Below are 21926 nucleotides of genomic sequence, written 5' to 3' on the forward strand. Positions count from 1 at the left end.
CGGTTCCGCCCTCTCAGACGGCCTGGGACATCTGCTTGTCGCCTGCCGGCGCGGGTCTCAGGGACACCAGCGTGCCGGACGAGTTATACACCGCGCCCAGCACGGTCTCGAAGTGGCGCTTGACCGCGCCGTGGCACTCGCAGGCCGCCGCCTCCACCGCGGAGCGGCTCTGGATGATGATGCGCCCGCGCCGGACCTGGATCAGTCCCTGCTGCTGCAGGGTCCGCAGCGTGCGCGTCAGGTAGGAGCGCTGCACGCCGAGCAACTCGGCCAGCACCTCGTGGGTGACCGGCAGGACGTCGCTGCCGAGCCGGTCCTGCAGGCCGAGCAGCCAGCGGGCGCAGCGCGCCTCGATGGTGTGGCTGGCGTTGCAGGCCACCGACTGCAGAACCTGGGCGAGCAGGCAGTCGGAGTATCGGGTGATCATGTTGCGCAGGCCCGGCGAGGTCTGCTTGACCTGCTGCAGCACCGCCGCCTCGACGCGCAGCACCGAGCCGGGGATCTGCACCACGGCCCGGCTGAAGGCCGGCAGGGAGCCCTGGCTCACCACGCCGCCGACCGCGCCCTCGCGCCCGACGGTCGCCGTCTCCACGGCGCGTCCGTCCCGCAGCCCGATGACGAGGGCGGCCACGCACTGGCCGAGCGGAAAGGTAATGTGGCCGACGTCCTCGCCCGCCTCGAACAGCACGTCGCCGCGCCGGTACTCCCGCAGCTCCAGGTGCGGCTTGAGCAAGGCCTGGTCGGGCAGGCGCAGGGCGCCGAGGAGCAGGTTGCCGCTGAGGGGAGCGTCGACGTCGGAAGACATGGGTCAGAAGCGGCAGGTTCGGGTCTGAAGGGCTCGTCGGCAAGCTCTACCGCGGCGCTTGTCGCGATGTCTGTTCATATGTGCACAAAAGAGCGCAAGGCCGGCGAACTTCATCGGCTTACGGCGCGCCCGGCGCCGCCTGCGTTAACCCATGCAACCATCGGCGCCCGAAGGGTTTCTAGGTTCGTACGAACCCACCCCAACAGCACCTGCGTCGCGATGCCCCGCTACTACCTCGACTTCCAGGACGGTGAGATGTGGCTGAAGGACGAGGAGGGCCAGGACTACGAGAACCTGCAGGCCGCGCGCGACGCGGCGATTGCGGCCCTGCCCGACATCGGCCGGGAGGCGCCGCCCGCGGATGGGCGCCGGGCGTTCGTGGCCTACGTCCGCGACGAGGGCGGCGCACGGCTTTGCACCATACGGCTGGATCTCGCCGCCGAGTGTGATCCCCGCGGCCAAGCCTCGGACCGATAGAGGCCGAGCGCCGCCCAAGCCGGCTCCATGTCGTCGGGTCGTCCACGGGATCGGACGGACGGCTTCCACTCGACATCGCGGACCGCCTGCAGCCTGGAGCAACCCCATGGTGCCCGGCGGCCGACGGTACGGGGAGGCGCGCGTATATGCCGACACGCTGAGCCGTATCCTTAGACCGGGCCGCTCAAGAGGTGGGAACTTCGCTGGGCCCGCCGGGAAAGCCCGCTTCCTGGCGAACCTGATACCTTGGACGCCGTTGGACTCGGGAGCCCGCCGGCGAGGTTCGAGGACCTCCGACCGGGCGGGAGCGTGTCGGTCAGGAGGCGAGTGCCTTGGAAGTCTGCGGCGAAGCAGGATCTGCCGATCCGGATCTCAAGGTGCTCCTTGCCGCGGTCGAGGCGTCCGGCGAGGCCATCCTCGTCACCTCCGCCGACCTCGACGATCCGGGTCCGCGCATCGAGTACGTCAACCCCGCCTTCACCCGCATGACCGGCTACGCGGCCCACGAAATCCTGGGCCGGACGCCGCGCCTGCTCCAAGGCCCCGGCACCGAGCGCGCAGTGCTCGATCGCATGCGCGCGGCGCTCGCGGCCGGCGAGACCTTTCAGGCCGAGACCCTGAACTACCGCAAGGACGGCTCCGCCTACGTCGTGGAATGGCTCATTGCGCCTGTCCGGCAGGCGGACGGGCGGATCACGCGCTGGGTCGCGGCCCAACGCGACGTCACCGAGCGGCGCAAGGCCGAGGACCGCCGGAACCTGATGGTCGCCGAACTGCACCACCGCGTGAGGAACACGCTGGCGACCGTGCAGGCCGTGCTCGAAGCCACGCTGGATTCGACCGTCGACCCGGACGAGTTCCGCCAAGCCTTCGGTGACCGTATCGCATCGCTGGCCAAGACCCACACCCTGATCACCGCGGACGAGGAACAGGCCGTGCCGTTCGAGGGGCTGCTGCGCTCGGAGCTGGAAGCGTATGCCGGGCCCGGATGGTCACGCGTGTCGTTGCGCGGCCCTCCGGTCCCCCTCGCCTCGGAACAGGCGGTACCCCTCGGGATGGTGTTGCACGAACTGACCGTCAACGCGATCCGGCACGGTTCGTTGAGGGACCCGAACGGACACCTTGAGGTCCGTTGGTCGGTGGAGGAAGGCCCGACCGGGCTCGTCCTGCATTGGACATGGGACGAGCACGACGGACCGCCGGTCGCACTGCCGACGCGGGAGGGCTTCGGCATGGAGTTGCTGCAGCGGCTTCTCACCTTTCGGATCGGGGCAAGGGTCGACATCGCCTTCGACCCCGACGGCCTCAAGGTGACTGCCGCGGTGCCCCTGGGCGAAGCCACGTCCCGAGCCTGACGGGGCGGCAGCCATCCGACTACAGGGACGGCGCCGACCTTGCCTTCAGCACCGCGGAGGGTGGCGGGCGCCGACGAGACGGCCCGCCTCCATCGACGGGTCGCCGTCCCGGACGCCGTCGGCGCAACGGGTTCGGTTCCTGCCGCACGCCTTCGCCTCGTAGAGCGCCCCGTCGGCCCTACGATAGAGGTCGCCCATGTCGAGCCCGACGCCGGCATCGACCGCCAAGCCGATGCTGACCGTGACCGAGCCTGCGCCGAGGCCGGCCGATGCGACCGTCAGCGCCGCGACGGCCCGGTGGATGGCCCGCGCGACGCGCAGGGCGCCATCCTCGTCCGTGTCCGGCAAGAGGACGGCAAACTCCTCGCCGCCGATGCGCGCCGCGAGGTCGCCCGGGCGACGTACGCTCGCCGATAGGCAGCGGCCCAGCCCCCTTAGCACCTCGTCGCCGACTGCGTGGCCGTAGCGGTCGTTCCAGCGCTTGAAGTGGTCGGCGTCGACGATGAGCAGCGACAGCGGCCTGGCCGTGCGCCCGGCGCCCTTCCGGGCGCGCACGAACTCCTCCTCGAAGCGGCGCCGGTTGGCCAACCCGGTCAGGCCGTCCGTGCGCGCCAGGTGGGTAAGCTCGGCTTGCATGGCGGCGCGGCGCCGGAGTTCGCGGCCGAACAGCAGCGAGAGGAAGGCCGTCAGGCCGCACAGGACGAGCACGAGCGTGCCGATGACCGCTGCCTTCGCTCGCCAGCCCGCCTCGATGTCGGCGGTCGCGAGGGCGACGTTGAGCACCAGCGGCAAGTCGCCGACCTGGGTGAAGGCGTAGTGCCGTTCGACCCCGTCGCGCACCGAGGTGCCGACGAAGGTCCCGGACCGCTCGGCCACGAATCGCCGGAAGGTCGGAGCACCGACGATGCTCACTCCGACGTCCACCTCCTCGTAGGGGTGGCGCATGATGCGTGTGCCGTCACGCAGGTAGAGGTTTATGGCGCCGTCCCGCCCGAGGCCGAGCTGGTCGAACAGGCGCGAGAAGTAGCTGAGCTTGAGGGTCCCGAGCGCCACTCCGCCGAAGGACCCGTCCGGCTTGTCGATGCGGCGGCTGAAGGGGAGCATGCGCTCGCCGGTCAAGCGGGAGACGAGCGGCCGCCCGACGTGGAGGCCGAGGCCGGCCTGCTCCCGGTGGACGCGGAAGTACTCGCGGTCGGCGTAGTTGCCCTTGCGCGGCGGCAGGGCGCCGGAATCGGCCGCGATGTCGCCGTGCTCGTCGAGGACCAGCGTGACGCCCACGTCGCGGGCCGTGCCCGCGCGGTCAAACAGCACGAGCTGGCGCATCTCGGAACTGACGGCGTCGAGGCCCGGCGTGCGAAGGTTGTCGACGATGGCCTGCAGCGAGAGGTCGATGATCTCGACGTTGCGGGCGATGTCGCGCTCGATGACCTGGAGCAGGTTCTTCGAGGTCTGCTCGGCCTTGTCCCAGGCGTCGCGCCGCAGGTCGAGCAGCATCAGCCCGGAGAGGACGAGCATGCCGACGGGGGCCAGCACGCCCAATACGATCCAGGTTTGGGCGGAGCGGAGGCGTCGCGCGAGCAGGCGTGGCAGGGCCATCGACGGACACTCCCAAGCGTTGTCGTTGCTTGGTTTCTAACGCCCCAACCCTTTACCGGTACTTTGCGCCGACACGGTTCCGGGTCCATTGACACAGTCTTGGCTAACGCCGCGTTCGCGCGATAGCGAGTATCTTCGGCTATCGAGAGGAACGGGGTGGAAGCCCCGCCGCCCGCCTCACTGTCGCGATCGACCGTCCGGGTTGATCCGGAGCCCGCCGCATGACCCGGAGCACGAGGCCGGGTTGCCGGCGGTGGCCGAGGCGCGACGCCGCGGGGCCTGGCATCGCTGCGGGGCCCTCGGCTTCGAACGGGGCGTCCGCGCGCGGGCGACGAACGCCAAGCTTCGCCGCTTTGCCTTCCCGATGGGCCCGAGCCACGTCCCCGCCTGTCGCAGACGTGCGAGCACGTCCGCCTCGGACACGGCCGGATCCTTTCACGGGTTCGGCCACGCCTCAGGGGTGAGGAATGAGAGCAAGTCCTAGTCCACCCCCTCCGAGCGCGGGGATCCATCGCGGCGCGCCAATTCGGCTCGACCAAACCGCGTCGGCCGATCTCGGCGGCCGCGGCGCAGGCGTCCGGCAGGGCGAACGCCAGGTTGCCGCTCGTCGTCGAGTAGGCCGCCCGGACCGTCACGAGCGCGACCTCGCGCAGGCCGAGCCGGCGCTCCAGCATCGCCTGAGCGAGGTGCGGTTCCAGGCGTTCAGCCTGTGGTTCAGCCCTCGCGCCTTGCCGCCGGAGCGGGGGTTGCCGAGCCCCTCCTTCGTCTCGACGGACCCGACGCCGTGCGCCGCGCTGAGCCGTAGCGCCAAGGCCGGCGACCTCCGGCGACAGGCGGAAGTGCCGGTTCCCGAGCTTGTCCCCGACGTCCAGGAAGACGAGCGGGCGCTGTCGCAGCGCGCCGACCGCCGGCTGAGATCAGGCCCTTGCGGCGGCGCTCCAGGTTCTTCCGGCCGCCGAAGACCATCTTCCCGTCCAGGCGCTGGTTGCGGAGCTTGATGACCTCCCGGGCGGCGCAGTGCCGGATTCAGGCGTCGACGGCGTAGGGCTGCGACGGGGAATACGCGAGGCGCGCCTTGAGGAGGTCGCGTAGCTCCTCCTTCGTGCGATCGGAGGCGTTGGCGTAAGCCGAGCGCGGGGCGGTGGACTGGGTCGTGCGCCAGGCGGCGAGGACCTCGTGGCCGACGTCGTGTGGTACCGGAAGGCTTGCACGAGGCGAGATGCTCACGATCCGTGCCGATCAATCAAACCTCGGCCGGTATCGGGCGCGTGGGTTCGTCCCCGGTCCTTCCCGAGGCGTTAACGGGCTGCGCGTAATGCGCCGTCGCCCGATTCTTCCCGTTAGCTGTATCTTCCCCGTTCGGTGCCGCGGAAGCCCCTGCGCCCTGGCGACCGGCGCCGGGAGCCCGGGCGGGCGTCCCGGCGTTATCGGGCACCACCCTGCTCGGAGCCCTGGATGCTGAACCCGTTCTGTGCCGCGTTCCTCCTCGCCGTCGAGGCGCAGCGGGTCATCGAGTTGCGGCTGATGCGGATCGCCTGGGGCGGCGCGCAGGCGCAGGCGGAGATGGTGTCGATGGTCGGCGAGAAGGTCGTGGCCGCGATGGAGGCCGCCAACACGCTCATGACGGGCGGCTCGCACGACCAGGTCATCGCCCGCTACCGGGAACTGGTCGCGGACAACACGCGCCGCCTGACGGCCTGATGCTGCGGCTGGCGCCCGGAGGATGGACGCGGCCAAGCCGGTCAGGAGCCGCATCGTCGACATGCCGGACGGGCGCTTCGCCGTCATGGCGGTGCTCGCCTCCGGCAAGGTCTTCCGCCGCAAGCGGCTCGCGACCTTGGCCGAGGCCGAGGACGCCGTGGATTGCCTGCGCGCCGTCATGGCCGCGTGCGGGGCGCCGGTGGTCGTGGAAGCCTCGATCCGGGGCGGTGCATCGGTCAAGGTCCGGGTTGGCCAAGCCCTCGGGAGCGACGGGCCCTAGACCCTTCGAGACCGGCCTAGGATCTCGTGGAACGGGATCTCGAACAAAAGGCGCCCCGCCTCGTCGGCCACCACGAGAGCGTACCCGCATGGGTGCTCCCCGGTGCGCAGGAGATCGGCCGTCAAGCCGGGGATAGCGGCGCAAGCCTCAAGGTAGGCCGCCTCGGCGCTCGCGAGTTCAAGGCCGGTCTCGTCGGCCTCCAAGCGCCCTCGGGCGCGCACGTCGAAGTAGAACACCGGCATGAGTGCGCGCGTCCGCGTGCCCCCAGGGAAGCAACCCGCGTCGCGGCGTTTGGTCCCGCGCCGACCCGAACGCCGTCCGGGCGCGGGCCGAGGGCACTTGCTTTGCGCCCGCGAGCGCTCAGGCGCGCCCGTGGTGGAGCAGGCCGACCAGGTGACCTGATCCCCCGCGTGAGCGCGGGGGCTTCTCTCGGCCTGCATCGCGTGGTGCGCGATCGTGGCTGCCTTGGAAGCTCCTGCTTCCGGCCGCTGATGCGGCTCGATCCACGGGCTATCACCGCCGGTCCGGCGGCCGTGTTCTGCGATTGCGCGCGCGGATGTTGCGCGCGGCGTTGCTGTCACGATCGATCTCACTGTGAGGATCACCAAGAAGGATCCGGCTCAGGACCTGTTCGAGGTTCCAACCCGGTTCCGGCAAGGTCGCCCAAGGCAATCCCAACGCGATGCGCAGCCATGGCGGGGAGAGCCCTAGCCGCGCACCTGCTCCCTGGCGGCCACGTCCCCGACGAAGTCGAGGCAGCGCCTGCGCGCTTCCGGATCCGAGATTTTGACGAATGCCTGCAGCAGCGCCGAGGCTTCCGTCAGGACTGATGTTCCGCCCCCGTCCGGCGAATCTGCCTCGACCTGCTCCGAGATCAGCGCCGTCGTGACGTTCAGGGCGCGTGCGATCTCGTCGAGCACGCGCTGCGCGGAAGACGGCAGCCTATCCGCATCGTGAGCGTCGTCCGGAATATCAGGTTTGCGTCGGGTCATCCTCAATCCTCCCCCTCTCTCGAAGGCGCCTTCGCGTGGGTGCGCCATCGGTCAGCCTTGCATCACGAACGAGTCCGGGGTATCCCGACAAACCCGGAGCGAGACCGAACCGCCTACGACGATGGCTCCGGTCGGCACCGCGATCCCGGTGGTCGACGCCCGCCCTGGCTTCCTTCCGGACGGGAAAGCCGTTCCAGCCGGGGCGACGGTCACCGGCCGCGGTCCGAGCCGGGGACCTAGGCGGCAAGCGCCTCGGTGGTGGCTTGGTCGAGCCTACCTTTCCGGGCCGGCGTTCCAGGTCGTGTTTCGGCCTGCCCTCGACGACTTGCGCCGAAGCCCCGTCGGGCCGGATCCCGCAATGCTTGAAAATGGCGCCGATGCCCATGAGCGGGGCGAACGCGAGAATGGCCATATGGATGCCGAACCGCCCATCCACGGTGAGGCGGAGGCGAGGGAGCAGGGAAGAGCCGCGACGAGCAGGCGCGAGCCGGCATCTCCCTCCATCATGTACCTGGATGGTCGGATCGCGGCCATGGATCGCTCGATCGCCTTGTCCGGGGACGGGTTCCGCGACGCTTAGGAAGCAGATCAAGGCCACGCTTTGATCTGCATCAATCGTTGACATCCTCCCCGCCCTGAAGGGCGGGAATTCCTACCGTGTGTCAGGCCGCGAGGACCGACATCGCCTCGGCGGTTCCCCGGCCGACGCCCCTGCAGGCGAAGTGTCTCCACGGGCCAAGCGGGCGGGGCCCGCCCTTTCGACGTTGATCGCCGCCATGTCGTCGGCGTTGCCCGCGTGCCCGCACGCCACGCAGCGGGACACGGCCCGGCTCGGCCGGTTCGCCGCGTCGATGTGCCCGCACCCCGGGCAAGTCCGGCTGGTGTTGGCCGCCGGCATCCGGATGAGCCATCCGCCGCGCCAATCCTGCTTGTAGGCGAGCTGGCGCGCGAACCCGCCCCAGCCCTGATCCGGGATGTCCCTGTTCAGCCCAGACTTCTGCCGGACGTTCCGCCCTGGCTGTTCCACCGTCCTGGCCGCGCTCGCCGTCATGTTCCCGATCTTCAAATCCTCGATGCAGACCACCGCGTGGTTCTTGCTGATGGCGGCCGAGGCCTTGTGGATGACGTCGGAACGGCGTCGACCGCGGCAACGATCTGCTCGTCCGTGAACTCGGCGACCTTACGGAGAGCGAAGGTCGTGGACGGCGAATGGCCCTGCGGGCTCCGATCGAAGGCCCGAGCCCTCCAAGTGCTCGACCATCCCGAGTCAGTGATGCGCGCCATCGACGACGCCGCCGACGTAGGTTATCGAACAGATCTCAGCCGACCGCATACGATTTATCGCATGGCCGACGCAAAGGATAAGCGGGAACCAGTGATTTTGAAGACCGACAGGATTTCTTTGACTTCAGCCGAGCTGAATGCGTTGAGGACTTCTCTCAGACACGGGGAGACGCCGCTTGAATTCATAACTTCCGCTATCAACTCGGAGATTGCCCGGCGAGAGGGCAGGCCGCGCCGCGGCATGAAGGCCGTGCAGATCATGAAAGCGCCTCGCGGCGAGGCACGGCACGAGCTTAGGGAAGTCGAGATCATCGTCAGCCATCAGCCGGCGGAGTGAATCCGTTAAGCCCTTGAACACCCAGATCGGAATGCCCTGCAGCCTACCGCGCGTGTCCCGGTAGAAGGTCAGGTTCGTGACGTTGAGGGAGGGATGGTCGATGCGGTCGGCCAGCACCCGTGCGCCGTGGTGGTCGACTGGGATCGTGCCGGTCTGCGCTTCGTGGCGATCGATGCGCAATTGAAGTTGTTTCCATGCCTCGGAAAGCCTCCCCTACCGCCGCCTCTCCCTTTCGGCTCTCTAGCATCCTGTCGTCCACGTACTTTCCGCGGCCGCACGTCCTGGCCGCGCCCACCAACGCGCGAGAACATGTGGGCAACGCGCGCCGTTTCGTCTCCGCTGTGGATTACCGCAGCAGGTTGTCCGTTTGAGCGCCTGGGAGGCGGGCGTCCTATGTGCGGGCCGATGCGTCCCACCGCGCTTCCGGAACCCCGCCGAGCATGATCCAGCCGACCCGCATCAAGCCGCTCAACGACCTCCCCGCGCGGGAAGGCGCCCACGTCCTGTACTGGATGGGCTTGTCGCAGCGCGCCCGCTTCAACCCGGCCCTGGAGTACGCGGTCGAGGAGGCCAACCGGCTCGGGCTGCCGGTACTAGTCTGCTATGGCATCGCCGAAGGCTTCCCGGAGGTGAACGCCCGACACTGGGCCTTCCTCCTGGAAGGGATGGCCGAGGTCGGCCCAGCGCTCGCCAGGCGCGGCATCGCCTACGTCGCGCGTCGGCAGCCGCCGGTCGAGACCGCGCTGCTCTACGCGGCGGACGCCGCGCTCGTGGTCTGCGACCGCAACTACCTGAAGCCGGTGCGGCGCTTCTACGCCGATTTCGCCGCCCGAGCGCCCTGCCGGGTGGTGCAGGTCGAAGGAGAGGTTGTGGTGCCCGTCGAGACCGCCTCGCCCAAGCACGAGGTCGCGGCCCGCACCCTGCGGCCCAAGATCCGCCGGCTCCTGGCCGAGTACCTCGTGCCGCTGGAGGAACGGCCGGTCGCTCACCGTGCCGACCACCTCAGCTTCGAGAGCACGCTCGACCTCTCGAACGTGCCGAAGCTCGTGGCCAGCCTGAGGGCCGACCAGGGCGTGCGGCCGGTGCGCCGCTTCAAGGGCGGCACGTCCCACGCCGAGGCGACGCTGAGCCACTACCTCGATGCCCGCTTCAACCACTACGCCCAGGTGCGTGGCCGGCCGGAGGCAGGCGCGGCCTCGCACATGAGCCCCTACCTGCACTTCGGTCAGATCTCGCCCGTGGACATCGCGCTGAGGGTGCAGTCTGCAAGCACGGGCGGCGAGGACGACAAGACGGCCTACCTGGAGGAGCTCATCGTCCGGCGCGAGCTCGCGATGAACCACGTCTTCTACGAGCCGAACTACGACAGCTACGAGGCGGTCCCAGCGTGGGCGCGCAAGACGCTCGACGCGCACCGGGGCGACAAGCGGCCCTATCTCTACACGCCCGAGCAGTTCGAGCGCGGCGAGACGCACGACCGCTACTGGAACGCGGCGATGATGGAGATGCGCGAGACCGGCTACATGCACAACCACATGCGCATGTACTGGGGCAAGAAGATCCTGGAGTGGTCAGCCTCGCCCGAGGAGGCGTTCGAGACGGCGCTGCAGCTCAACAACAAGTTCTTCATCGACGGGCGCGACGCGAACTCCTTCACCAACGTGACGTGGCTCTTCGGCCTTCACGACCGGCCCTGGGGCCCGCGTCCGGTATACGGCAACGTACGCTCGCTCGGTGCCGCGACCCTCAAGAAGTTCGACGCCGACGGCTACGTGCGCGAGGTCGAGCGCCTCGCCGCCGCCGAGCGTGCCTGACCAGGCTCCTGGGGATCCGACTGCCTCGGGCGGCCCGGGGCCGCTGCCGCGCCGAGATCGAGCTTGAACTGGGCAATGGGCCGACTCACAACGGGATCACGACCGAACTGGACACCCACGGCATGGAAGGCGCGAGCGCGACATCCCCGGCACCGTTCCCGCAAGGCGGCGAGATGGCCGACCGCATCCGGGGACACGACTGGGCCGCGACCCCGCTCGGGCCCGTCGAGGCTTGGCCCGCGTCACTGGTCACCGCCGTCGGCATCGCGCTCGGCGGCGTTACCCCGATGGCGGTCTTCTGGGGACCCGACCTCGTCGTCCTCCACAACGATGCCTGGGCCGCGGTCGTCGGCGACAAGCATCCCGGGGCGCTGGGCCGGCCGGCGCGCGAGGTGTTCCCCGAGGCGTGGGACACCCTCGGGCCCCAGTTCGAAAGGGCGCTCTCCGGCGGGGGCGGCGTCGAGGTGCAGGACCAGCGCCTCGTCCTCGACCGCCGCGACGGGCCCGAGGACGCCTGGTTCACCTACGCCCTCAGCCCGGTCGCCGGACCCGACGGTACGATCGCCGGCGTCTTCAACGTGGCGCAGGAGACGACGAGGCGCGTTCGCGCCGCGGCCGGGCTGACCGCCAGCGAGGAGCGTTTCCGCAGCTTCGCCGAGAACTCCGCCGACGTGCTCTGGATCGCCGACCCCGCGGGCAACCGGCTGGAGTACCTGAGCCCCGCCTACGAGCGGGTCTGGGGTGACCGGCGCGAGCTCGTCATGGACGACCTCGGGCGCTGGGCCTCGCTCGTGCACCCCGAGGACCGGGAGCGCGCCTACGTGGCCATGCCGCGCCTCCTCGCAGGCGAGACGCTCACGGTTGAGTACCGCATCGTGCGTCCGGACGGGTGCGTCCGGTACATCCGTGACACCGGCTTCCCCATACGTGACGCCGGGGGCCGGCTCCGGCGCATCGGCGGCATCGCGCAGGACGTGACCGCCGAGCACGCCCGGGAGGAGGCGCTCCGCGCGAGCGAGGAGCAGTTCCGCGTCTTCGCCCAGGCCATGCCGAGCCACGTCTGGGCCGCCCGCCCCGACGGCCAGCTCTACTGGTTCAACGAGCAGGTTTACGCCTACAGCGGCGCGGCCGCCGGGACGCTCGACGGCACCGCCTGGACCGGCATCGTCCACCCGGACGAACGGGAGGAGGTCGAGCGAGCATGGCGGCGGTCCCACTCGACGGGCGGAGACTACGAGACCGAGTTCCGCATCCGCCGCGCAGACGGCGCCTACCGTTGGTTCCTGGTCCGCGGCAAGCCGGTGCGCGGCGGGAACGGCGCCGTCGCGCGGTGGGTCGGGACCTGTACCGACATCGACGACCGTAAGCGCGTCATGGCCGACCTCGTCCGCTTCAACGAGGCGTTGGAGGTGCGCATCGCCGAGCGCACGGCCGAGCACGACCGGGTCTGGCGCAACTCGCGCGACCTGCTCGTGGTGGTCGGCGTCGACGGCGTCTTCCGAGCGGTGAACCCGGCATGGCGGACGATTCTGGGCTACGAGCCGGCCGAGGTGGTGGGCCGGAGCTACCTGGAGTTCATCTGGCCCGAGGACCGTGTCGTCACGCGCACGGCCCTCGCCTACGCGGCCTCAAACGACGACCTGACCGCCTTCGAGAACCGATACCGGCATCGGGACGGCACGCCGCGCTGGATCTCCTGGCATACGGCAACCGAGGGCGACGTGGTCTACGCCTACGGGCGCGACGTCACCGCCGAGAAGGAGAGGGCCTCGGCGCTGGCCCAGGCCGAGGAGGCGCTGCGCCAGTCGCAGAAGCTGGAGGCCATCGGGCAATTGACCGGGGGCGTGGCCCACGACTTCAACAACCTGCTGACCATCATCCGCTCGTCCGTCGACTTCCTGCGCCGGCCCGACCTGGCCGAGGCGCGCAAGGCCCGCTACCTCGACGCGGTCTCCGACACGGTGGACCGCGCCGCCAAGCTCACCGGGCAGCTCCTCTCCTTCGCAAGGCGGCAGGCGCTCAAGCCCGAGGCGTTCGACGTTGCCGGGTGCCTGCGCGGCGTGGCCGAGATGCTCGACACCGTCACCGGCGCCCGTATCAGCGTCGTGCCCGAGCTCTCCGACGCCGCCTGCTTCGTGCGGGCCGACCGCAGCCAGTTCGAGACCGCGCTCGTCAACATGGCGGTGAACGCGCGCGACGCAATGGACGGTGAGGGCACGCTGACCCTGCGCCTGGCCTGCGGAGTCGGCAAGCCAGCCATCCGCGGACACGCCCCGGCATCCGGCCCCTTCGCCGCCGTGTCCCTGACCGACACCGGGTCCGGTATCCCGCCGGAGGTGGTCGGGCGCATCTTCGAGCCGTTCTTCACCACCAAGGACGTCGGCAAGGGAACCGGCCTCGGGCTGAGCCAGGTGTTCGGCTTCGCCAAGCAGTCGGGTGGCGACGTCGACGTCGTGAGCGCGCCCGGGCGCGGCTCGACCTTCACCCTCTACCTGCCCGAAACCTGGCCCTGCGCCTCCGGGGAGCCCCGTCCCACCGAGCCGGAAGCCGCCTCCGGCGGGACGGGCCAGCGCGTCCTGGTCGTCGAGGACAACGTCGAGGTCGGGCGCTTCGCCACCCAGATCCTGGAGGATCTCGGCTACGAGACGACGTGGGCGGCGAACGCCGATGAGGCGCTGGCGCTGCTTGGTCAGGACGGCTCCGGCTTCGACGCGGTGTTCTCGGACGTGGTGATGCCGGGCATGAACGGTGTCGAGCTCGCGCGCGAGATCCGGCGCCGCTTCCCTGGCCTGCCGGTGGTGCTGGCCTCCGGCTACAGCCACGTGCTCGCCCAAGAAGGCGGCCACGGCTTCGAGCTTCTGCACAAGCCTTACTCGGCCGGGCAGATCTCCCGCGTCCTGCAACGTGTCACCCGCCGTTCCCCTGCGCCGTGACTTAGTCAGCGGCGCGGGCTTGCCGCCACGGACGGGATGGCGAGCGCCGCGTGGGGGAGCGACTTCAGGGCGCCGCGATGAGCTCCTTGATGCGGGAGGCCAGCGCCTCCATCACGAAGGGCTTGGTCAGCACCGCCATCCCGGGCTCAAGGTGGCCGTTGCCCACCGCCGCGTTCTCGGCGTAGCCGGTGATGAACAGCACCTTGAGGTCTGGGCGGCCCACTCGTGCCGCGTCGGCCATCTGGCGCCCGTTCATGCCGCCCGGCAGGCCCACGTCGGTCACCAGCAGGTCGATGCGCACGTCGGATTGCAGCACCTTGAGCCCGGAGGCCGCGTCCGCCGCCTCGATGGCGGTGTAGCCCAGGTCCTCCAGCACCTCCGTGACCAGCATGCGGATGCTCGGCTCGTCATCCACGATGAGCACCGTCTCGCCCTGTTCGGCGCGCGGGGCGGACGCCAGATCCGGCAGGCTCTCGGTGCCTTCCGCGTCGCCGTAGTGGCGAGGCAGGTAGATGCACATTGTCGTGCCCTGGCCCACCTCCGAGTAGATGCGCACCTGACCGCCGGACTGGCGCGCGAACCCGTAGATCATCGACAGGCCGAGGCCAGTGCCCTGGCCGGTGGGCTTGGTGGTGAAGAAGGGGTCGAAAGCGCGCGCGATGACGTCCGGAGGCATCCCGGTGCCGGTGTCGGTGACGCACAGCGAGAGGTATTGCCCGGGCGGTAGCTCGCGGTCCTTGGCGGCGCGCTCGTCGAGCCACTTGTTGGCCGTCTCGATCGTGATGCGGCCGCCGTCCGGCATGGCGTCGCGGGCGTTGATGCAGAGGTTGAGCAGGGCGTTCTCAAGCTGCGGCGGGTCGACGAGCGCCGGCCAGAGACCGGCGGCGCCGACCACCTCGATATGGACGGACGGCCCCACGGTCCGGCGGATGAGCTCCTCCATGCCGTGGATGAGCGCGTTCACGTCCGTCGGCTTCGGGTCGAGCGTCTGCCGGCGCGAGAACGCGAGCAGACGATGGGTCAGGGCCGCCGCCCGCTTCGAGGCGCCCTGCGCGGCATTGATGTAGCGGTCGAGGTCGGTCAGCCGGCCCTGGCTCATCCGGGTTTGCAGGAGTTCGAGCGAGCCAGAGATGCCGGTGAGCAGGTTGTTGAAGTCGTGGGCGATGCCCCCGGTCAGTTGCCCGACCGCCTCCATCTTCTGCGACTGCCGGAGCGCCTCCTCGGTCCGCGTAAGCGCCTCGGCCGCCTCCCTCTCGGCCGTGACGTCGCGTCCGACCGCATGGATGAACGCCTCGTCCGGTACCGCCGTCCAGGACAGCCAGCGATAGCTGCCATCCTTGTGCCGATAGCGGTTCTCGAAGCGTAGCGTCCTGACGCCCTGCGCCAGCTTGCCGACCTCGGCGAGCGTCGCCGCCACGTCGTCCGGATGGACGAGGCTCATGAAGTCGCCCCCGAGCAGCTCGGCCTCGCTCCAGCCGAACAGCGTGGTCCAAGCCGGGTTCACGGCCTCGATGCGGGCCTTGAAGTCGGCGACGAGCATCACGTCGGTCGAGAGCAGCCACATGCGGTCGCGGTCGCGCGTTCGCTCCTCGACCTGCCGCTCCAGGCTGCCGGCAAGGCGCCTCAGCTCGGCCGCCGCCCGCTTCTGGTCGTCGATGTCGGTGTTGGTGCCGACCCAGCGCGTGACCCGCTCGGCGCCGTCCCGAACCGCTTCGCCCCTGACCAGGAACCAGCGGTACGCACCGTCCGCGCGCCGCAGCCGGTACTCGGCCTCGTAGACGCCCCCGGTTTCGCGGGCTCGGTCCCATGCCGTCGCGACCGGACCGACGTCATCCGGGTGGACGATGCGGGCCCAGGCATCGGGGCCGATAAGGCTCCCTGGCGGCTCGCCGCAATAGGCGTAGAACTGGTCGTTGAACCAGTACAGCGCGCCGTTCGGACGCGCGGCCCAGACCTGGTTCGGGATGGCCTGGGCGAAGACCCGGAACTGCTCCTCGCTCTCGCGCCGGCTCGCCTCGGCGCGGAAGCGCTCGATGGCCGCCCGGGTGCGCTCGGCGACGTCCCGGACGAAGGCGAGCTTGTCGGTCCGCCAGTCGCGCACCTGCCGGTCGTGCAGGAAGAACAGGGCCACGAGCCGGCCCTGCTCCACAACCGGCACGTTGATCAGGGCGCGGACGCCGATGGCCAGGAGCGGGCCCGGGTTGCCCGTGGTCCGCGGGTCGGTCGTCACGTCCTGGATGACGACCTCGCGTCCTTGCGCCAGGCCCGCCCGGACATCGCCGTACTCGTCGAAGCGGTGGCGGCCGGCGATGCTCGGCACGCCGGGCGCGGTCCAGTCCCGCTCGATCTCGATGAGTTCCAGCGCCTCGTCGACCGTGCCGTAGCCTGCCCGGTCCAGGACCAGCGTGCGCGCCATGATCTCGGCCCCGACGGCCGCCATCTCGGCGGTGTCGCGGCAGGCCTGGAGCCTGTCGCCGAACGCGATCAGCGCGTCCCTGAAGGATTCCTGCCGCCGGCGCTCGGTGAGGTCACGGGTGACGGTACCGTAGCCGGTGACGGCGCCGTGCGCGTCGCGGACCGGGAAGAGGGTGTAGTGGACCGGGACGGCGGCGCCGGTCGAGACGTTGCGGAACGCGAGGTCGCCTTCCCAGAAGCCACGCTCGCGCGCCGCCGGAAGCGCCACGTCCAACACCGTCGCCCTATCGCCGGGCTCGAAGAAGTCCACCACGTCGTAACGGCGAGCTTCCTCCAGGCTCGCGAGCCCGACCAGCCGGCGGCCGGCCTCGTTCACGAACTCGGCCCTGCCGTCGAGGTCCGCGACGCCGATGAAGTCGCTCGATTGCTCGACGAGCGCCGCCAGCCGTCGCGCCTGCGTCTCGGCTGCCCGGGCCTCCGTGATGTCGCGGACCGTGCCCACGAAGCGTACGGGCCTTCCGTCCCGGAACACGGTGTTGCCCTTGGCGGCGAGCGTGCGTTCGACCCCGTCGCGTCGGCCTATGACGCGGTACTCGATGCCAAAGCCCTCGCGCGAGCCGATGGCGGCCTGGACGGTGCGGTCCGCCCGCTCGCGGTCGTCCGGGTGCACGCCGGGCAGGAAGGCTTCCTCGTATGAGACCGGGTCGTCGTCGGAGAGCCCGAACAGGGCACGGGTGCGAGCGTCCCAGGTCAGGGCGCCGGTGACGAGGTCGTAATCGTAGATCCCGGTGCCGGCCCCCTCCAGGGCCAGCCGGAGACGGTCCTCGGCCTCCCGCAGGTCGGCCTGCGCGGCCAGGCGCTCGGCGATGTCGGTGACCATGACGAAGATGCCGTCGACGGCCCCGCCCGCGGTCCGGCGCGGGATGAAGCGGATCTCCGACTGGCGGGTCGCGCCGCCCCGGTACGGCATCAGCGCGTCGAAGGTGATGTCCTCGCCGGCGAGCGCCCGCGCCATGAAGGGCAGCCGCGCGTGGTAGACCTCTTCGCCGACGACCTCGCGCACAGGCCGGTCCAGGATCTCGCTCGCGGGCCTGCCAAACCAGATCTCATAGTGCCGGTTCGCGAAGCGGTAGACGTGGTCCTTGTCGATGAAGCTGATGAGGACCGGCAGCGCATCGGTGACGACCTGGAGCTCGTCCCGGCTGCGGCGGGTCTCACCCTCGCTCGCCGTCGCCTCCGTGCGGTCGCGCAGGATCTTGAGGAAGCCCAGGTCGACGCCCTCGGGTGAGCGCAGGCGCATTATCTCGCCGCTGGCCCAGAAGCGCGAGCCGTCCCTGCGCAGGTGCCAACGCTCGTCCGCCGCACGTCCCGTCTCGGCGGCGCACCGCATCTCCGTCTCGGGCCGTCCCGCGGCCCGATCCTCGGGGGTGAAGAAGGTCGCCGCCGGCCGCCCGACCATCTCCTCGGCCGACCAGCCCAGGATGCGCTCCGCGCCCGGGTTCCAGGCGGTGACGCGTCCCTCATGGTCGGTCGTGATGATGGCGAAGTCGACGGCGCTGTCGAAAATCGCACGGTAATCCACATCGGCCACGGTGGCGGGACGCCCCCCTCGGGGCATGCTCCCAACTTCGCTCATGGCTTGCCGCCGTCGAAGGCCGTCAACGTCGTGGGCGCGAGCTTCCGGCAGACGGCGGAAACGGCCTGGGGAGGTCCTGACATGCGGTGCGGGAAGTCGTTTGAGGCTGGCGGGAAAAGTCGAGCCGGAGTTCAAACACGACTGCGCCGAAAGTTGGTCCGGCTGCCGACGACGGTCGCCGCTGCGTAGCCACCGCAGCGACGCCGCGCGATCGCCGACCGGCACAGGGCGGTCTACCTGTGCCGGTCGCGCCTTCGGGAGGCGTCGGGACGGTCGTCTCAAGCCGAGGCGGCGACGGTGTCAGCCATGCGGGCCTGCCGAGCGCCTAGGGGTTTGGGCGCACCGGCCGTGGTGTCCTGGGCGGTCTGATGCTCCATCTCGGCGTTGAGCTCGGCCCCGAGCAGCACGACGGTTGTCGAGAGCCAGATCCAGGTCATGAAGCCGATGGCTGCGCCCAATGAGCCGTAGGTCTCGTTGTAGCTGCCGAAATTGGCCACGTACCAGGAGAACAGCCCCGACACGATCAGCCAGAGCATGCCGGCCACAGCGCTGCCCCAGGTCACCCAGCGCCACTTCGGTTTCCTGCGGCTCGGACCGTAGCGGTACAGAACGGCCAGGGTGCCGATGACCAGGAGCAGCAGGGCCGGGAAGCGCAGCAGCGCGATGTACCAAGCCTTCTGGTCGAGCCCGAGCACCTGCAGCGCGGCCGGCACCACCACGATGCCGGTCAAAGCCAGAACCACGAACAGCAGCGCGCCTGCCGTGAAGGCGAGAGATTGAAGGTTGAGCATGACGAAGGAGCGCCTCTCCTCCTCCTCGTAGGCGATGTTGAGCGCGTCGAAGATCGCCTTCATCCCGCCGTTCGCGCTCCAGAGCGAGAGCAGGATGCTGATGATGGCGGTGAGGCCAAGGGCCGTGTCGCCCTTGGCGGTCAGTCGCTGCACTTGCCCGCCGACGATGTCGATGGCGCCGTCCGGCAGGATGCCGCGCAACTCGTTCAGGTGCGTGTTGATCGTGCTCGGGTCGGCGACCGCGCCGTAGATGGAGACGAGGGCCGCGATGGCCGGGAACAGCGCAAGGATGGCGTAGAAGGTGACGCCGGCCGCGACCAGCAGGATGCGGTCGTTGCCGAACTCCTGGTAGAGCCGCAGCGCGATGTCCTTCCAGCCCTTTGCCGGGATCTCGGACGGCGCATTCGCCTTGCGTCCGCGCTCCGGTTCGGCCGCGGCTAGGCGCTCGGCCGCGGCGCCCTCGTGCGAGGCAGGGGCATCCTCCGTCCCGATCTTCCGGTCGTCCCCCACGGCGCGGCTCGCCACCGACAAGGGACCTCCGCGCGGTCTCGGCAAGGCGACCAACCCGACGAGCGCCACGCCTAGGAACGCGGTCCACAAAGTCGATGGGGCTTGCCCGGGCTGGGCGGGAGGAGTGGTCGGGTTAGGCTGGTCCGTCATGGCTCACCGGGGCGCAGGGCTCACGCTCGGCCCTGGGGCATCGTCACAACGACAACGGACACGCTTTGGTGCCCGCACGCCGTAATCATCCCCCGCTCGCCCAGCATCGATGTGGTTCGATGGTGGTGCGGTCGTTCGCACACCCTCGCACTATCTACGGCCCGAACCGACCGAGCGTGGCAGGCCAGGGCGCCCGCCGACGCCGTACCGAAAGGTTTAGCGACCGCGATGCCAGGCTGGACCTCCCGTTGCGCAACGCCTTCCGCGGCCCGCGGCCGTCCCGGCATCATGGATGCAGGACCGTCGCGGCGAGCGAGCGGTTCACGCGGGGCCCTCCAGGGGAGGGATTGCGCTCGGCATGGCTGACGCCTTCTCGTTCCTTCCGCCCGGAGGCGCGACGGGTGCGGAGATCCGCGCGCGCGACTGGACGAACACTGCGCTCGGCCCGCCGGAGGGCTGGCCGCCGGCCCTGCGCAACGCGCTCTCGCTGATGCTCGCCTGCCCCACGGCGATGTTCCTCGCCTGGGGACCGGACCTGTGCTGCTTCTACAACGACGCCTACCGGCCGATCCTCGGATACCGGCTGCCGACGGCGCTCGGCAGCCCGTTCCGCGAGGTTTGGGCCAGCATCTGGGACGAGATCGGCCCCTTGGTGGATGCCACGCTCGCGGGCGAGAGCCAGGTGCTGACGGACCGGATGCTCGACCTCTCGCGACAGGGTGTGCCGGAGCGGAGCTGGTGGTCCTTCACCTACTCGCCGGTGCGCGACGATGCGGGCGCGATCGCGGGCCTGCTCTGCGTCACCGCCGAGACCACGGCGCGCGTGCTCGGCGAGGCCGCCTTGCGCGAGAGCGAGGACCATTTCCGCCACACGGTCGAGCTGAACCCGCAGGTGCCCTGGACCTGCGACCCGGCGGGCAACATCACCTCCTACTCGAACCGTTGGCTCGACCTGACCGGGCAGGCGCCCGGCGAGCCGCTGGGCACCGGCTGGGCCAAGGCGCTGCACCCCGACGACCTGCCGTGGACCATGACGGCTTTCTCGGCAACCCTCAGCTCGGGCGAGCCGGTCGACGTCGATTACCGTATCCGCGTGGCGGCCACCGGCGAGTACCGCTGGATGCGCGCCCGCGCCCGGCCGCGGCGCGGCGAGGGAGGCGGCATCGTTCGCTGGTACGGCGTCGTCGAGGACATCCACGACCGCAAGCTCGCCGAGGAGCGGCTGCGCGAGGTGAACGACACGCTGGAACGTCGGGTCGAGGACGCACTCGCCCGGCGCAAGCTCTGGGCGGACGTGTTCGAGACGACCGACGCGTTGGTGAACGTACTCGACGCGGAGTTCAAGGTGCTGGCCATCAACCGCGCCTGCGCCGACGAGTTCGAGGCCATCTACGGCGTCCGGCCGCGCGTCGGCGACAATCTCGTCGACCTGCTCGCGGACAAGCCCGAGCACCAGGCCGCGTCCCGGGCGGTGTGGGCGCGCGCGCTTTCGGGCGAGGAGTTCACGCTCGTCGGAGAGTTCGGCGACCCGACGCGCAAGCGGCGCTGCTACGAGCTGAAGTTCACGACGCTGCGGGACTCGCAGGGGCGGCGGATCGGCGCTTTCCAGTATGCCCAGGACGTCACCGATCGGCGGCGCGCCCAGGAGCAGCTCGCCCGGGCCGAGGAGGCGCTGCGCCACGCCCAGAAGATGGAGGCGGTCGGTCAGCTCACCGGCGGCGTGGCGCACGACTTCAACAACCTGCTGACGATCATCCGCTCCTCGGTCGAGTTCCTGCGCCGCCCGAACCTGCCGGAGGAGCGTCGTGCCCGTTACCTGGAGGCGGTAGCGGATACGGTCGACCGCGCCGCCAAGCTGACGAGCCAGCTGCTTGCCTTCGCGCGGCGCCAGGCCCTCAAGCCGGAGGTGTTTGACCTGCGGGAGCGCGTGCGAGGCACCGCGGAGATGCTCAACGCGGTGACCGGCGCGCGCATCCGCATCGTGACGGAGGTGACCGACGGGCCCTGCCACGTGCGCGCCGATACGAGCCAGTTCGAGACCGCGCTGGTCAACCTCGCGGTGAACGCGCGCGACGCGATGGACGGCGAGGGCACGCTGACGCTCCGGCTGACCTGCGGCGAGGCGCTGCCCTCCATCCGCGGGCACGCCGGCGCGCCGGGACCCTTCGCCGTCGTGTCGGTCTCCGACGAGGGCGCCGGCATCGCGCCGGACCTCCTCGGCCGCATCTTCGAGCCGTTCTTCACGACCAAGGAAATCGGCAAGGGCACCGGGTTGGGCTTGAGCCAGGTCATCGGCTTCGCCAAGCAGTCCGGCGGCGACGTCGACGTTGCAAGCGCGCTCGGGCGCGGCACCACCTTCACCCTGTACCTGCCCCACGTGGCCCCCCCGTCTCAGGAGGAGGACGCCGCGGAAGAGACCGCTGCGGACGCGGTCGAGCGGAAGCTGTGCGTGCTGGTGGTGGAAGACAATCCCGACGTCGGAGGCTTCTGCACGCAGCTCCTGGGGGATCTCGGCCACGCGACGGTCTGGGTGCAGAACGCGGAAGCCGCGCTCGATGCGATTGAGCGGGTGCCGTTCCGCTTCGACGCGGTGTTCTCGGACGTTGTGATGCCGGGCATGGGCGGGGTCGAATTGGCACGGCGCCTGCGGGCGAGCCATCCGACCCTGCCGGTCATCCTGACCACCGGCTACAGCGACGTCCTGGCGCGGGACGATGCGCATGGTTTCGAACTCGTGCGCAAGCCCTACTCGGCCGATGAGATCGCCCGCGTCCTGCAGCGTGTCACCCGCCGTCCGCTCGTCTGACGGTCGCTCGGCAGGTCTCGGGGACCTGGCCAAGGAGCGAACCA

The 21926-nt window shown here is 70.1% G+C and carries 17 protein-coding genes; 8 read left to right on the forward strand and 9 right to left on the reverse strand.

What is annotated here, in order from left to right:
• Positions 1 to 13 precede the first annotated feature (13 nt).
• The gene (locus DK427_RS20125) at positions 14 to 805 is read right to left on the reverse strand and encodes a Crp/Fnr family transcriptional regulator (RefSeq protein WP_109952814.1); all 792 of its coding nucleotides are present in this window, start codon (positions 803 to 805) and stop codon (positions 14 to 16) included.
• Between the two features lie 219 nt (positions 806 to 1024).
• Here DK427_RS20125 and DK427_RS20130 point away from each other — a divergent pair, with 219 nt between their 5' ends.
• Positions 1025 to 1282 (forward strand): DUF6894 family protein, encoded by a 258-nt coding sequence (locus DK427_RS20130; RefSeq protein WP_109952815.1) that lies wholly within the window; start codon positions 1025 to 1027, stop codon positions 1280 to 1282.
• A gap of 332 nt (positions 1283 to 1614) precedes the next feature.
• Positions 1615 to 2637, forward strand: a complete 1023-nt coding sequence (locus DK427_RS20135; protein ID WP_109952816.1) for an HWE histidine kinase domain-containing protein — start codon at positions 1615 to 1617, stop codon at positions 2635 to 2637.
• A gap of 45 nt (positions 2638 to 2682) precedes the next feature.
• Here DK427_RS20135 and DK427_RS20140 read toward each other — a convergent pair whose 3' ends face one another.
• Together DK427_RS20140 and DK427_RS20145 are read right to left on the reverse strand one after the other, a co-directional pair.
• Positions 2683 to 4233 (reverse strand): sensor domain-containing diguanylate cyclase, encoded by a 1551-nt coding sequence (locus tag DK427_RS20140; protein WP_109952817.1) that lies wholly within the window; start codon positions 4231 to 4233, stop codon positions 2683 to 2685.
• A 1026-nt stretch (positions 4234 to 5259) separates the two neighbouring features.
• Positions 5260 to 5460, reverse strand: a complete 201-nt coding sequence (locus DK427_RS20145) for a hypothetical protein (RefSeq protein WP_109952818.1) — start codon at positions 5458 to 5460, stop codon at positions 5260 to 5262.
• 228 nt (positions 5461 to 5688) lie between these two features.
• Here DK427_RS20145 and DK427_RS20150 point away from each other — a divergent pair, with 228 nt between their 5' ends.
• Positions 5689 to 5934 (forward strand): hypothetical protein, encoded by a 246-nt coding sequence (locus DK427_RS20150; RefSeq protein WP_109952819.1) that lies wholly within the window; start codon positions 5689 to 5691, stop codon positions 5932 to 5934.
• Positions 5935 to 5956: 22 nt separating this feature from the next.
• The gene (locus DK427_RS20155; RefSeq protein ID WP_109952820.1) at positions 5957 to 6214 is read left to right on the forward strand and encodes a hypothetical protein; all 258 of its coding nucleotides are present in this window, start codon (positions 5957 to 5959) and stop codon (positions 6212 to 6214) included.
• Here DK427_RS20155 and DK427_RS20160 read toward each other — a convergent pair.
• From DK427_RS20160 to DK427_RS27590, 3 genes are all read right to left on the reverse strand, one after another.
• Positions 6211 to 6456 (reverse strand): DUF6894 family protein, encoded by a 246-nt coding sequence (locus DK427_RS20160; RefSeq protein WP_109952821.1) that lies wholly within the window; start codon positions 6454 to 6456, stop codon positions 6211 to 6213. The two genes, DK427_RS20155 and DK427_RS20160, sit on opposite strands and share 4 nt — an antisense overlap.
• A gap of 465 nt (positions 6457 to 6921) precedes the next feature.
• The gene (locus DK427_RS20165) at positions 6922 to 7206 is read right to left on the reverse strand and encodes a hypothetical protein (protein ID WP_162559861.1); all 285 of its coding nucleotides are present in this window, start codon (positions 7204 to 7206) and stop codon (positions 6922 to 6924) included.
• Between the two features lie 652 nt (positions 7207 to 7858).
• Positions 7859 to 8257 carry a zinc ribbon domain-containing protein gene (locus DK427_RS27590; protein ID WP_425452604.1) on the reverse strand — a complete coding sequence of 133 codons (399 nt, stop codon included), beginning with the start codon at positions 8255 to 8257 and terminating at the stop codon, positions 7859 to 7861.
• On the opposite strand from DK427_RS27590, the gene DK427_RS27205 reads away from it, so the two are divergent.
• Entirely contained in the window at positions 8181 to 8375 is a 195-nt protein-coding gene (locus DK427_RS27205) for a hypothetical protein (RefSeq protein WP_245930656.1), read from the forward strand. The genes DK427_RS27590 and DK427_RS27205 overlap by 77 nt on opposite strands.
• A 239-nt stretch (positions 8376 to 8614) precedes the next feature.
• On the opposite strand, the gene DK427_RS26505 is transcribed toward DK427_RS27205, so the two are convergent.
• Positions 8615 to 9007 (reverse strand): hypothetical protein, encoded by a 393-nt coding sequence (locus tag DK427_RS26505; protein ID WP_162559862.1) that lies wholly within the window; start codon positions 9005 to 9007, stop codon positions 8615 to 8617.
• Positions 9008 to 9267: 260 nt separating this feature from the next.
• Here DK427_RS26505 and DK427_RS20180 point away from each other — a divergent pair, with 260 nt between their 5' ends.
• A complete protein-coding gene (locus DK427_RS20180; RefSeq protein WP_109952825.1) occupies positions 9268 to 10641 on the forward strand; it encodes a deoxyribodipyrimidine photo-lyase in 1374 nt (457 codons plus the stop codon).
• Positions 10642 to 10814: 173 nt separating this feature from the next.
• The gene (locus tag DK427_RS20185; RefSeq protein ID WP_109954283.1) at positions 10815 to 13574 is read left to right on the forward strand and encodes a hybrid sensor histidine kinase/response regulator; all 2760 of its coding nucleotides are present in this window, start codon (positions 10815 to 10817) and stop codon (positions 13572 to 13574) included.
• A 64-nt stretch (positions 13575 to 13638) separates the two neighbouring features.
• Here DK427_RS20185 and DK427_RS27595 read toward each other — a convergent pair whose 3' ends face one another.
• On the reverse strand, positions 13639 to 17607 hold the full coding sequence (locus DK427_RS27595; RefSeq protein WP_109952826.1) for a PAS domain S-box protein: 3969 nt from the start codon (positions 17605 to 17607) through the stop codon (positions 13639 to 13641).
• A gap of 296 nt (positions 17608 to 17903) precedes the next feature.
• Entirely contained in the window at positions 17904 to 19076 is a 1173-nt protein-coding gene (locus DK427_RS20195; RefSeq protein ID WP_109952827.1) for a YihY/virulence factor BrkB family protein, read from the reverse strand.
• A gap of 358 nt (positions 19077 to 19434) precedes the next feature.
• On the opposite strand from DK427_RS20195, the gene DK427_RS20200 reads away from it, so the two are divergent.
• Entirely contained in the window at positions 19435 to 21882 is a 2448-nt protein-coding gene (locus tag DK427_RS20200) for a PAS domain-containing protein (RefSeq protein ID WP_109952828.1), read from the forward strand.
• Positions 21883 to 21926 lie beyond the last annotated feature (44 nt).

It is taken from the genome of Methylobacterium radiodurans (assembly GCF_003173735.1).
In the GTDB taxonomy this organism is placed as follows: Bacteria; Pseudomonadota; Alphaproteobacteria; order Rhizobiales; family Beijerinckiaceae; genus Methylobacterium; species Methylobacterium radiodurans.

Coding starts and splice junctions, on each gene's coding strand:
- DK427_RS20125 (WP_109952814.1), bottom strand. CDS start 805: ATGTCTTCCGACGTCGACGCTCCCCTCAGCGGCAACCTGCTCCTCGGC.
- DK427_RS27205 (WP_245930656.1), top strand. CDS start 8,181: ATGTCCCTGTTCAGCCCAGACTTCTGCCGGACGTTCCGCCCTGGCTGT.
- DK427_RS27590 (WP_425452604.1), bottom strand. CDS start 8,257: ATGACGGCGAGCGCGGCCAGGACGGTGGAACAGCCAGGGCGGAACGTC.
- DK427_RS20150 (WP_109952819.1), top strand. CDS start 5,689: ATGCTGAACCCGTTCTGTGCCGCGTTCCTCCTCGCCGTCGAGGCGCAG.
- DK427_RS20130 (WP_109952815.1), top strand. CDS start 1,025: ATGCCCCGCTACTACCTCGACTTCCAGGACGGTGAGATGTGGCTGAAG.
- DK427_RS20165 (WP_162559861.1), bottom strand. CDS start 7,206: ATGACCCGACGCAAACCTGATATTCCGGACGACGCTCACGATGCGGAT.
- DK427_RS20140 (WP_109952817.1), bottom strand. CDS start 4,233: ATGGCCCTGCCACGCCTGCTCGCGCGACGCCTCCGCTCCGCCCAAACC.
- DK427_RS20185 (WP_109954283.1), top strand. CDS start 10,815: ATGGCCGACCGCATCCGGGGACACGACTGGGCCGCGACCCCGCTCGGG.
- DK427_RS20200 (WP_109952828.1), top strand. CDS start 19,435: ATGGCTGACGCCTTCTCGTTCCTTCCGCCCGGAGGCGCGACGGGTGCG.
- DK427_RS27595 (WP_109952826.1), bottom strand. CDS start 17,607: ATGCCCCGAGGGGGGCGTCCCGCCACCGTGGCCGATGTGGATTACCGT.
- DK427_RS20195 (WP_109952827.1), bottom strand. CDS start 19,076: ATGACGGACCAGCCTAACCCGACCACTCCTCCCGCCCAGCCCGGGCAA.
- DK427_RS20180 (WP_109952825.1), top strand. CDS start 9,268: ATGATCCAGCCGACCCGCATCAAGCCGCTCAACGACCTCCCCGCGCGG.
- DK427_RS20160 (WP_109952821.1), bottom strand. CDS start 6,456: ATGCCGGTGTTCTACTTCGACGTGCGCGCCCGAGGGCGCTTGGAGGCC.
- DK427_RS20155 (WP_109952820.1), top strand. CDS start 5,957: ATGGACGCGGCCAAGCCGGTCAGGAGCCGCATCGTCGACATGCCGGAC.